General features: G+C 32.7%; 12 protein-coding genes. 6 read left to right on the top strand and 6 right to left on the bottom strand.

What is annotated here, in order from left to right; translation table 11 throughout:
• Together QGM60_RS11525 and QGM60_RS11520 are read right to left on the bottom strand one after the other, a co-directional pair.
• On the bottom strand, positions 1–1,347 hold the full coding sequence (locus QGM60_RS11525; RefSeq protein WP_281140396.1) for a TolC family protein: 1,347 nt from the start codon (positions 1,345–1,347) through the stop codon (positions 1–3).
• 20 nt (positions 1,348–1,367) lie between these two features.
• On the bottom strand, positions 1,368–1,973 hold the full coding sequence (locus tag QGM60_RS11520; RefSeq protein ID WP_281140395.1) for a TetR/AcrR family transcriptional regulator: 606 nt from the start codon (positions 1,971–1,973) through the stop codon (positions 1,368–1,370).
• Positions 1,974–2,093: 120 nt separating this feature from the next.
• On the opposite strand from QGM60_RS11520, the gene QGM60_RS11515 reads away from it, so the two are divergent.
• Both QGM60_RS11515 and QGM60_RS11510 read left to right on the top strand, forming a co-directional pair.
• Positions 2,094–3,068: a polyprenyl synthetase family protein gene (locus QGM60_RS11515; protein ID WP_281140394.1), complete on the top strand. Its 975-nt coding sequence runs from the start codon at positions 2,094–2,096 to the stop codon at positions 3,066–3,068.
• Positions 3,068–3,418, top strand: a complete 351-nt coding sequence (locus QGM60_RS11510; RefSeq protein ID WP_281140393.1) for a hypothetical protein — start codon at positions 3,068–3,070, stop codon at positions 3,416–3,418. The genes QGM60_RS11515 and QGM60_RS11510 overlap by 1 nt, the downstream gene beginning before the upstream one ends.
• A gap of 44 nt (positions 3,419–3,462) precedes the next feature.
• Here QGM60_RS11510 and QGM60_RS11505 read toward each other — a convergent pair whose 3' ends face one another.
• Entirely contained in the window at positions 3,463–3,873 is a 411-nt protein-coding gene (locus QGM60_RS11505) for a hypothetical protein (RefSeq protein WP_281140392.1), read from the bottom strand.
• A 112-nt stretch (positions 3,874–3,985) separates the two neighbouring features.
• The gene (locus QGM60_RS11500; protein ID WP_281140391.1) at positions 3,986–4,531 is read right to left on the bottom strand and encodes an alpha-ketoglutarate decarboxylase; all 546 of its coding nucleotides are present in this window, start codon (positions 4,529–4,531) and stop codon (positions 3,986–3,988) included.
• A 114-nt stretch (positions 4,532–4,645) separates the two neighbouring features.
• Between QGM60_RS11500 and QGM60_RS11495 the strand changes: the two genes are divergently transcribed.
• On the top strand, positions 4,646–7,402 hold the full coding sequence (locus QGM60_RS11495) for a 2-oxoglutarate dehydrogenase E1 component (protein WP_281140390.1): 2,757 nt from the start codon (positions 4,646–4,648) through the stop codon (positions 7,400–7,402).
• A 43-nt stretch (positions 7,403–7,445) separates the two neighbouring features.
• Positions 7,446–8,702, top strand: a complete 1,257-nt coding sequence (gene odhB, locus QGM60_RS11490; protein WP_281140389.1) for a 2-oxoglutarate dehydrogenase complex dihydrolipoyllysine-residue succinyltransferase — start codon at positions 7,446–7,448, stop codon at positions 8,700–8,702.
• 512 nt (positions 8,703–9,214) lie between these two features.
• Here odhB and QGM60_RS11485 read toward each other — a convergent pair.
• Together QGM60_RS11485 and QGM60_RS11480 are read right to left on the bottom strand one after the other, a co-directional pair.
• Positions 9,215–9,838 carry a response regulator transcription factor gene (locus QGM60_RS11485; protein WP_281140388.1) on the bottom strand — a complete coding sequence of 208 codons (624 nt, stop codon included), beginning with the start codon at positions 9,836–9,838 and terminating at the stop codon, positions 9,215–9,217.
• Positions 9,839–9,903: 65 nt separating this feature from the next.
• The gene (locus QGM60_RS11480) at positions 9,904–10,344 is read right to left on the bottom strand and encodes a retropepsin-like aspartic protease (protein WP_281140387.1); all 441 of its coding nucleotides are present in this window, start codon (positions 10,342–10,344) and stop codon (positions 9,904–9,906) included.
• A 49-nt stretch (positions 10,345–10,393) separates the two neighbouring features.
• On the opposite strand from QGM60_RS11480, the gene QGM60_RS11475 reads away from it, so the two are divergent.
• Together QGM60_RS11475 and QGM60_RS11470 are read left to right on the top strand one after the other, a co-directional pair.
• Entirely contained in the window at positions 10,394–11,161 is a 768-nt protein-coding gene (locus tag QGM60_RS11475; protein WP_281140386.1) for a TatD family hydrolase, read from the top strand.
• Between the two features lie 2 nt (positions 11,162–11,163).
• Positions 11,164–12,189, top strand: coding sequence for an asparaginase (locus QGM60_RS11470; RefSeq protein ID WP_281140385.1), 1,026 nt, complete (start codon positions 11,164–11,166; stop codon positions 12,187–12,189).
• Positions 12,190–12,193 lie beyond the last annotated feature (4 nt).

Genomic DNA, 12,193 nt, shown 5'->3' with positions numbered 1-12,193 from the left:
TTATTTTGGTGAAATGGTGTTTAGTGCTGTTTCTAACTCTGCTTTGGTATTAATAACGTCTAGCATGGCTTGTAATAATTCTTGCTGAGCAGTATAGAGCTGCGTTTGTGCTTGGCGTAACTCAAAACTAGAACCAATACCTTCAAAAAACTTTGTTTGATTTTTGTTTTCTATACGTTCTGCGAGTTTTAGATTTTCTTGCTTGTTTTGGTAATCTTCAATGGCAAACTGATAATCACTTTTTGCAGATGCTATTTGTAGCTTTATAGTTTGTTCGGTCTCCGTTAAATCGGTTTGAGATTTTTCCAAATTAATTTGAGCTCTTTGTGTTGAAGCACTTCGCATACCTGAACTAAAAATGGGAATACTCAGATTTAAACCAAACAATGATGATCCAAACCAATCTTGGCTACTTTTAGCAAACGTAAATTCGTCACTATATCCAGAGTAACCACCATTTAAAAAGGCGTTTAATGTTGGGAGCGCTTTACTTTTTTCAAGTTTCAATAAAAGCTCTTTAGACTTCTTGTCGTTTTCAGCTATTAGAAAATCAATATTGTTTTCTGGATTTGCATCAACCTCAAGTAAGCTAAGTGAAATATTTTCTTCTGTAAGAGATTCTAGAGAATCACTTAGAATTAATTCTGCGTTAATATCTCTTCCTAAAGTGATATTTAGCATTTGGTAAGCCAAAGTTTTTAATCTCGTAGTATTGTTTAGATTACTTTTTACGCCAGAAAGTGTAATTTTTAATTGTTCTACGCTTTCCTCTTCTTCCAATCCGTTTTCGAATATTTTATTGGTTTCATAAAGGTTTTTTTCAAGAACATCGATGTTACGTTCTAAAATTTGAACACTTTCTTCAGCCAAAAGTACATTGCCATAAGCATCAATTACAGCCTTTCTAACTTCTAAATCAGTTTTAATTTTAGCATTTTTCGAAATTTCTAAATAGACTTTTGCCGATTGTAAACCAACCAAATAAGAACCGTCAAAGACTTTTTGGTTTAACGTTGCAAAAGCGGTAACGCTTTGTTTGGTGCCAAAGGTAACTTCTGCAAATTCACCAGCTTGACCACCAAAAAATTCAGCAGGAATTAATTGCACCTGTTGTTTTAAATAATTTTGATAATCTACACTAGCGCTTAACTGAGGTAAGCCCGATGCTGTGGTTTCCCATTTTTGCTTTTCTGCAGCATCAATATCTTTGGCCGCATTAATTGCTGTTCGATTATTTTCTAAAGCATAATCAATAGCTTCTTGTAAAGAAAAACTCGTTGGTTGTTCTTGAGAAAAACTAAGTGATGTGGTGATTATACAAATAAATAATATGAGTTTGTGTCTCATTCTTTTGATTGATTTTATAGTTAATTCTGATTGATTTTTAAATAATTGTCTATTAATTCTATACCATTAGATGTACAAATACCTCGCAAATGATATTCTAAATAATTGTTCATTAATGTTTGCATTGAGAAGTTATCTAGTGGGAATAGTTCTTTATCTTTTAAGGCCATCATGCAAGTGAAATATATTTTGGAAACAAAATCTACATTGATGTCCTTTCTATATAAACCCATCTTTACTCCACGCTCTAGATTGCAGGTTACACAATCTTCCATAACACAGAATTGTCTTTCCTTTATATCCTTAAAAATTTTTGGATAATATTTTTCTAATTGGTATTGAGGTGATGATTTTTCATCTTTTAGGTTTTTCATTAAAAACCTTTTGATTTCAAAAATTTCCTCAATAGGATTTTTTTCTAAATCACGAATATCTTCAATACCACTAGAAATAGTTTGAAACAAATACATTACAGATTCTTCTACTAATACAGTTTTGTTTTCAAAATATTGGTAGATGGTTTTTTTGGACATACCAAGTGCATTGGCAATATCATCCATGGTAACACTCTTAAAACCATAGGTTAGAAAGAGTTCAACAGCCGTTTTTAAAATGTCTTTTTTCATAATTAAGGCGCAAATCTACAACAGGAAACTTTAAAAACAAAAAAAGTTTCCAACGTTTTAATAATTATTTAACATGAATAATATTGTCTTAAAATTGATGCAAAGCATTATTTTTGTGTCATGCAAAACATTGAAGCTTACCAGAAATCTTTTATTAATTATCTAGAAGATTTTGCAGTTAGTAAAGAGCCAGAGAATCTTTATGCTCCTATTAATTATATATTAAAGTTAGGTGGAAAACGACTTCGACCAGTTTTAACTCTAATGACTGCTGAAGTTTTTGGTGTACAGGCGAAAAAGGCATTAGATGCGGCACTTTCTGTTGAGGTGTTTCATAACTTCTCTTTGGTTCATGACGATATTATGGATGATGCTCCTTTAAGAAGAGGTCAACAAACTGTACATGAAAAGTGGAATATTAACACAGGTATTCTTTCAGGAGATGCCATGTTGATTTTAGCCTATCAATTGTTTGAAAATTATGAACCAAAAATATTTCAATCTTTAGCAAAGTTATTTAGCAAAACAGCGTTGGAGGTTTGTGAAGGGCAGCAATATGATATTGATTTTGAAACACGAAACGACGTTACAATACCCGAATATCTTAAAATGATAGAGTATAAAACAGCGGTTTTGGTTGGTGCAGCTATGAAAATGGGAGCCATTGTAGCCGAAGCTTCAGAACAAGATCAAGATGGTATTTATGATTTTGGACGCTATCTAGGTATTGCTTTTCAGCTTCAAGATGATTATTTAGATGCTTTTGGTAATCCAGAAACCTTTGGTAAGCAAGTAGGAGGAGATATTCTAGAAAACAAAAAAACGTATTTGTATTTAAAGACTCTAGAATTAGGAACTGAAAAGGAACAATCTAGTTTGTTGAATATTATCAATAACGATTCCATTTCTGAAAGTGAAAAAATAGCATCTGTAAAATCACTTTACAACAGTTCAGGAGCTTCTGAAGTTACTCAAAGAGCAGTTAAGGATTATACCAATAAAGCTTTTGAAGTGTTGAAAGGCTTAAATATCTCAGAAGAGAAAAAGCAACTCTTGCAATTATTTGGTGAGCAATTAATGAATAGAAAGGTTTAATGAATTTACCAGCTACTTTTGATGCTTTGATAGAAGAAGCTAATAGCTTGGATCTTTACAAGAAATTGATTTTTCAGCTTAATAAAGATTTACTGTATGCTAATGTGGATCTAGAATTTAATGAAGACACTTTACCTACAAGCCTAAAACTTGTATTACAAGAGACATTATTTCATCTCATTCAGAACAAATTTTCAGAGTATCTTAATTTACTTTATATAATAGATGTATCTGAATCTAAAATCAAAGCTTTAGATGGAAGTGATGTAGTTCAATTATCTGATGAGGTCACGTTTTTAATTCTTCAACGTGAATGGCAAAAGGTATGGTATAAAGCAAAGTACAAATAGAAGCCTACTTTGTCCTTTTCATGGGTGTAAATACTTATTCTGGTCTAAGTAAGTAATTTACTTCCTTTTTTTGTTAAAAAATAGCAAGCAATAGCGCCTAATATATTGTAAGGAAAAGATAGTAGAATTATAAGCCAACCAATTTTAAAGCCTTGTACAAAGCCATTTTTTATCATTTTAAAAATCCAGTTTGAAGGGAAATAACCTGCTTTCATATCGTAATAATGCCATAATATTCCGCCAAAAGGTGAACTTAGAAGAATTGTTAGAGATATTATCAAAAGGGTAAGTAGAATTTGCTTAGTTATTGTTTGTTTTATAAAGGTTTTAGTAAATATTGTTGCCAAGATCCCATAGAAAAAACACGGTATAGCAATAAATGAAATAGGATATTCCCAATGGTATAAAAACATTCTGAATAGTGCGCCAAACACTTTATGGCTGGGCATTATCATCCGCAAAATATTATAGAAAGTAGCTGCAATAATAAAACTTGTTGCCCAATAAAAAAGTAATCTTTTTGCTATGTTATTCAATTTATCCTTTATTGAAATTTGAGAATTTTTTCTAAAACCAAAACCTCACAAAAGGCATCCATGCTTGGTTTTGAATACTTTTATCTTCATCATACAATATGTCGTACCTAATACCAAAAGTCACGTTACCATTGCTGTAACCTAATCCTAAAAATAAAGCAGGATACCAATACTCGTCATCTTCGTTGGGTACAAAATTTTGATCAAAATCTCTATTAACATGAAGTTGTTCAAACTCAGTTGAGATTTGTAACTCTCTATAAGGATTAAATAATCCCAATACACTAGCGCCAACAACAGTAGATTTAAAAACATCTTTTTGTGAGCTATATTGAAAATTTAAACCAACTCCAGTGGCAACATATGGGCTAAATCTATAAATAGCATTAGGTGCAATGGCACCACTAAAAAAGCCATCGCCAAAATTAAGGCCAAGTCCACCTCCAAACTGTACGTTTTGCCAAAAGGTACTAGAATTTGAGTCCAGATTTTGAGAAAATGAAGAACTGATAAAAAAACAGACGAAAAGGCTGATTATAATATTTTTTCTAAGCTTATTTGAATTATTATTTGTCATATTGAAAATAGTTATTTGCTATTTGTTATAAATATAATAAAACGATATCTATGTTTAGTAAAAGTTGTATTTTTGAATAAATTTTGTTGAAACGACAACGTCTCATAAAAAATAATGGATAAATATTCCTTTCTCAACGCAGCACATACAGCATACTTTGCTGATTTATACGAACAATACCAAAAAAATCCTGATTCAATAGAACCAAGTTGGCGTGCCTTTTTTCAAGGTTACGATTTTGGTTCAGAAAATTATGGACTAGATGGAGAAATCGTTGAAGGTGTTTCTGCTCAAATACCAGAACAACTTCAAAAAGAATTTCAGGTTCTAAAACTTATAGATGGCTATAGAAATAGAGGTCACCTTTTTACAAAAACCAACCCAGTTAGAGCAAGACGAAAGTACGCTCCAACCTTAGAGATAGAAAATTTCGGATTGTCCCAAAACGATTTGAATACTAAGTTTTCTGCTGGTGAGGTTTTAGGTATTGGGTCGGCAACACTTCAGGTTATTATAGACCATTTAGAAAGTATTTATTGCGATTCTATTGGTGTAGAATATATGTATATAAGACAACCTGAAGAAATTCAGTGGATTCAAGAAAAGCTAAATATCAACGATAATCATCCGAAGTTTACAGCTGATGAGAAAAAATATATTCTCAAGAAGCTAAACCAAGCGGTATCGTTTGAATCATTTTTACATACAAAGTATGTTGGGCAAAAACGATTCTCCTTAGAAGGTAATGAATCTTTAATTCCTGCAGTTGATGCTATTATTGAAAGAGCAGCTGACCAAGGTGTTAAAGAATTTGTTATGGGAATGGCGCACAGAGGTCGTTTAAGTACATTGACAAATATTTTTGGTAAATCTGCTAAAGATATTTTTAGTGAATTTGATGGAAAAGATTATGAGGAAGAAGTTTTTGATGGTGATGTAAAATACCATTTAGGATGGACAAGTAATCGTGAAACCTATAACAATAAAAAGATAAACCTAAACATAGCACCAAACCCATCGCATTTAGAAACTGTTGGTGCCGTGGTACAAGGTATTACAAGAGCTAAACAAGACAAAGTTGAAATAGAAGATGCATCTCAAGTACTGTCTATCGTAGTGCATGGTGATGCCGCAATTGCTGGTCAAGGTTTAGTGTACGAAGTAGTACAAATGGCTAAGTTAGATGGTTATAAAACTAACGGAACCATTCATATTGTAGTGAATAACCAAATAGGTTTTACAACTAATTATTTAGACGCAAGATCTAGTACGTATTGTACAGATGTTGGAAAAGTAACATTGTCTCCTGTGCTTCATGTGAATTCAGATGATGCAGAATCAGTAGTACATGCTGCTTTATTTGCATTACAGTTTAGAATGAAATTTAAGCGTGATGTATTTATCGATTTGTTAGGTTACAGAAAATATGGTCACAACGAAGGTGATGAGCCTAAGTTTACACAACCATTATTATATAAAGCTATAGCAAAGCATAAAAATCCAAGAGATATTTATGCAGAGCGATTGTTGAAAGAAGGAGTTATTGATGAAGGTTATGTTCAACACATAGAAGCTAAGTATAAAGAACAATTAGAAGAGAAATTAGAAGATTCTCGTAAAGAAGATAAAACAGAAATTACTGCATTTATGCAGGAAGAGTGGAAAGGTTTTACTAATGTAACTGAGATAAAGATGATGGAACCTGTTGACACAACAGTTCCTAAAGAAACTTTAGAACAGATTACTAAAGTCATTTCTAACTTACCAGAAGATAAAAAGTTTATTCGTAAGATTCAAAGATTAGTGGAGTCTCGTCAAACTATGTTTGATGAAGACCGATTAGATTGGGCTATGGCTGAGCATTTAGCATACGGAACACTTTTAGAAGAAGGTTTCAATGTTAGAATTTCTGGACAAGATGTAGAGCGTGGAACCTTCTCTCATCGTCATGCTGTAGTGAAAGTAGAAGACAGTGAAGAGGAAATCATTCTTTTAAAGAATGTTTCTGAAAATCAAGGTCAATTCAATATTTTCAACTCACTACTTTCAGAATATGGTGTTGTAGGTTTTGATTATGGTTATGCTATGGCAAGTCCTAATACACTTACAATTTGGGAAGCGCAATTTGGAGACTTCAGTAATGGAGCTCAAATTATGCTAGATCAATATATTTCTGCAGCTGAAGATAAATGGAAAATCCAAAACGGATTGGTAATGTTATTGCCTCATGGCTACGAAGGTCAGGGAGCGGAACATTCATCAGCTCGTATGGAGCGTTACTTACAACTGTGTGCAAAAGATAATATGTTTGTTGCAGATTGTACTACGCCAGCTAACATGTTCCATTTGTTGAGAAGACAGATGAAAGCTAATTACAGAAAGCCGCTTATTGTATTTACACCAAAGAGTTTATTACGTCATCCTAAAGTAGTTTCTTCAGTAGATGAATTTGCAAACGGAAGTTTCCAAATGTTAATTGATGATACTTCAGCAAAAGCAGATAAAATTAAGACTTTAGTATTTGTAACGGGTAAATTCTATTATGACTTATTAGAGGAGCAAGAAAAATTAGAAAGAGATGATGTGGCTTTAGTTAGAATAGAGCAATTATTCCCACTTCCTGTTGAAAATATAAGAGAAATAATTAAAAAGTATAACAACGCTGAAGATATTGTTTGGGCTCAAGAAGAACCTAGAAACATGGGTGCTTACAGTCATCTTCTAATGCATTTGGATGAAGCTAAAGAATTCAGAGCAGCTAGCAGAAGACCTTACGGTGCACCAGCAGCAGGTAGTTCTACACGTTCAAAAATTAGACATAAAGAAGTTATAGATTACGTTTTTGATAAAACAAAAAACAACCAGAGATAAACATTAATACAACTCAAATTAGAGCATAATAAAATAAAAGTCCATGATTTTAGAAATGAAAGTGCCTTCGCCAGGCGAATCAATTACTGAAGTAGAAATAGCAGAGTGGTTAGTTCAAGATGGAGACTATGTAGAAAAAGACCAAGCTATTGCAGAAGTAGATAGTGACAAAGCAACTTTAGAATTACCTGCGGAAGCAAGTGGTACAATTACATTAAAGGCAGAAGAAGGTGATGCGGTTGCTGTTGGAGCTGTTGTTTGTTTAATAGATACTAGTGCAGAACCTAAAGCTGGAGCATCAACTACTTTTAAAGGTGGTGACGAAGGCGGAAATGATGCTAATGCAGAGGAAGATTTAAAGAAAGAACAAGAATCAGCTAAAGATACTGGTGCAAAAGCACCTAATCCTGCTGAAAAAACATATGCATCAGGTACTGCAAGTCCTGCTGCTAAAAAAGTTTTAGCTGAAAAAGGTATTGATGCCAGTGCTGTTACAGGTACAGGAAAAGACGGACGTATTACTAAGGAAGATGCAGTAAAAGCTGTACCTTCTATGGGAACTCCAACAGGAGGTAATAGAGGTCAGTCTCGTAGTAAAATGTCAATGCTACGTCGTAAAGTTGCTGAGCGTTTAGTTGAAGCAAAAAACACGACAGCAATGTTAACTACGTTCAACGAGGTTAACATGACACCTATTTTTGAGTTACGTAATCAGTATAAAGAAGAGTTCAAATCTAAGCATGGTGTTGGTCTTGGCTTTATGAGTTTCTTTACGCTTGCTGTTGTAAGAGCTTTACAAGAATATCCAGCGGTTAACTCTATGATAGATGGTAAGGAAATGATTTCTTACGATTTTGTAGATGTGAGTATAGCGGTATCTGGGCCAAAAGGTTTAATGGTTCCTGTAATAAGAAATGCTGAAAACTTAACATTTAGAGGTGTAGAAGCTGAGGTGAAGCGTTTGGCGCTTAGAGCTAGAGATGGGCAGATTACTGTTGATGAAATGACAGGTGGTACATTTACAATTTCTAATGGTGGTGTATTTGGTAGTATGTTATCTACGCCAATTATTAACCCTCCTCAAAGTGGTATCTTAGGAATGCATAATATTATAGAGCGTCCTATCGCTGTTGATGGTAAGGTTGAAATTCATCCTATGATGTACGTAGCTTTATCTTACGATCATAGAATTATTGATGGAAAAGAATCTGTAGGTTTCTTAGTAGCTGTTAAAGAAGCTTTAGAAAACCCAACAGAGTTATTGATGAACAATGATGTTAAAAAAGCTTTAGAGTTGTAAGCATAATTAACATAAGACTATAAAAACAAAAAGCGCAATTAATCAAATTGCGCTTTTTTTACTCCTAACTAACAGAGTAACTAACTAAAATTAACTAAAGAAATTTACAGCAATATTTGCTGAAATTACGATTACTGAACTTATAACTAATAATAAAATAAACAACTTGTCTCTTGTGGCATTACTTTTCATTGTTTGCATAACCTTTGATGTTTTAGAATAAAGCTCTGAATTAAAAGATCTTAATACAGAGCTTTAAAAATTCATTGAGGCTTTGATTAATAGCTGATGTAAAGTTCTGAATAATAACAACATAATACTATACGTAACTTTACGTATTTTTTGTTTTTTTTGAATTTCCTGTATAAAAAAAGCCTTGGACGGACGGTCCAAGGCCAATAATCCCCTAAGAACTAATTAATAGCTCGTTATTAACCCTTAATTAATAACAGTGTAAAATTCCGAATAATATCAATACCATACTATACGTAACTTTACGTATTTTTTAAAAATTATAGGAATTGTTCATTCTCTTTAGCCCATATAAGCAGACTATTTTGCTTACTTTCAAGCTTTAACTTTCTGATTATATTGCTTTTGTGTTTTTCTACGGTCCTGGTAGAAATAGACAAAATTTCTGCAATTTCTACACCAGTTTTGTTTTTAGAGATCAAACTAACGATGTTTTTTTCGTGTTTGGTGAGTGAATTTAGGTTTTCGGGAGCTTTACTGACCTCAATATGTTCAATAAGTTCAGGACTAAAATATGATTTATTTTTAGTGACGCTGTCTATACAGTTTTCTATTTCTTCTAAAGCAAACTCTTTAAGAACGTAACCATAAACACCAAGAGACTTTGCTTTGTTATATATAGCTTCATCTTTCTCAAAAGTAATCAGCACTATTTTTGTTGAAAGCTTTTCCTTTTTGCATTTTTCAGCAATTTCTAATCCTGTTAAAAAAGGCATACTAATATCTAAAATGGCAATATCAGGAACGTGTGCTTTAATAAGAGCAAGAGCTTCTTTTCCGTTTTTAGCACTTGCAAGCACATTATAATTGTTTTCGTTCAAAAAATCGTTCAGACCTTTAAGTACTAAGGGGTGGTCATCAGCGATGATTATAGATGGATCCATTTAGCTATTAATCTTTGTAAGAAATCAAATATAAATATAAAAAGAAACTTAGTAATAGAGAATACTTACAACTTTAAATAGAGGTATTTTTTTTGATAATCGATAACAGCTTTACCCTTTTTTAGAACATCAGCTCCAATAATACCATCAACAGGTTCTGCATTATGATTTATAAGACCATTGTTAACGTGAGCTAGATTAAATAGAATAAGAGCCACTTGCTTTTTTTTCCATTTTCCGATTTTTAAATCGTTAGACTTTGAAATCTTGGTCAACATGTCAGAGGCTCCAGCTCCTACGGCCTTTATTTCAGAATCCTTAACCTTAAGGTTAAAACGCTCAATAGCTTCAAAACCTACACAACTACTTGAAGCACCTGTGTCTAGGATAAAACGACCCTTAATGCCATTAATTGTAGCTTTAATTTCAAAGTGATTGGTTTTGGTAAATTTCAATTTTACCTTAGAGTAACCTTTATCAATTAAGAATTCTTTTAACGTATCCATTTTTAGAATTTGTGCAAATATAATATTCTAATTCGATTACTTTTGCACTATGATTATTACCGATACCCATACCCATTTATATAGTGAAGCTTTTGATGACGATAGAGCTGAAATGATCAACAGAGCCATTACCAATAATGTTGAGCGCTTTTTTATTCCTGCAATAGATTCTTCTTATACAGAATCTATGTACCAACTCGAAAAGGATTTTCCTAAGCATGTATTTTTAATGATGGGTTTGCACCCTACATATGTAAAGGAAAATTATCTTGAAGAACTAGCTCATGTTGAAGCGCAATTAGCTTCAAGAAAGTTTTTTGCTGTGGGAGAGATAGGTATTGATTTGTATTGGGATCAATCTACTTTAGATATTCAGATAAAAGCCTTTAAACATCAAATTAATCTAGCAAAGCAATATAAACTTCCAATAGTAATTCACTGTAGAGAAGCTTTTGACGAGATTTTTGAAGTTCTAGAATCTGAGAAAAGTGATGATTTATATGGCATTTTTCATTGCTTTACGGGAACTTTAGAACAGGCTCAAAAAGCTATTTCATATAACATGAAACTAGGAATTGGAGGAGTGGTTACGTTTAAGAATGGAAAGATTGATCAGTATGTCAATCAAATAGATTTAAAGCATATTGTATTAGAGACCGATTCACCTTATTTGGCACCAAAACCATTTAGAGGTAAGCGTAACGAAAGTGCATATATTAATAAGGTTGTAGAGAAATTGTCTGAACTTTATGATATCAGTGAAGAGGAAGTTGCACGTATTACTACAAAAAACTCAAAAGACGTATTTGGAATTTAATTATGGGAAAGCCTAATATCTTACTTATATATACAGGAGGAACTATAGGAATGATTAAGGATGCTGATTCAGGTGCTCTGAAAGCATTCGATTTTCATAATCTTTTAGATAGAATTCCAGAATTAAAACTTCTGGATTGTAATATAGAAACCATTTCTTTTGATGAGCCTATTGATTCATCTAATATGAGTCCAAAATATTGGATAGATATCGCTGAAATCATTGAATCAAATTATCAAAAATTTGATGGTTTTGTCGTCCTGCACGGAAGTGATACCATGAGTTATTCAGCTTCAGCTTTAAGCTTCATGTTAGAGAATTTATCTAAACCCGTAATATTTACAGGATCGCAATTACCAATAGGAGATCTGAGAACCGATGCCAAAGAGAATCTTATTACATCTATTCAAATGGCATCGTTACAAAATGATGGTGTGCCTGTAATTAGAGAAGTTGGTCTTTATTTTGAATACAAATTATACAGAGGTAACCGAACTACTAAAATAAACGCTGAACATTTTGAAGCATTCAGCTCATTTAATTATCCTTTTTTAGCAGAATCAGGAGTGCACTTAAAAGTTAATTCTGAATTTCTCAATAAACCTGAAGAGAAAAAGGGCTTAATTGTACATACGTCAATGGACTGTAATATTGGATTGTTAAAATTGTTTCCAGGAATTTCTAGACCAATATTAGAAGCGGTTTTAAAAAGCAAATTGATTAAAGGATTAATCATTGAAACTTATGGTTCGGGTAATGCAACTACAGAAAAGTGGTTTATTAACTTATTGAAGCATGCAATTTCAAATGGATTGTATATAATTAATGTAACCCAATGTGCAGGTGGAAGTGTGTCGATGGGTCAGTACGAAACAAGTTCAAAACTCAAAAAAATCGGCGTAATATCTGGAAATGATATCACTACAGAAGCAGCAATTACAAAACTGATGTATCTTCTCGGAAAAAAAATACCACCTCAAGAATTTAAAGTAGTTTTTGAAACGTCTCTAAGAGGAGAAATGTCCTAAAAAT

Origin of the sequence: Winogradskyella sp. SYSU M77433, assembly GCF_029911945.1 — a bacterium.
GTDB lineage: Bacteria > Bacteroidota > Bacteroidia > Flavobacteriales > Flavobacteriaceae > Winogradskyella.
This window is presented reverse-complemented; position numbering and strand designations above follow the sequence as displayed.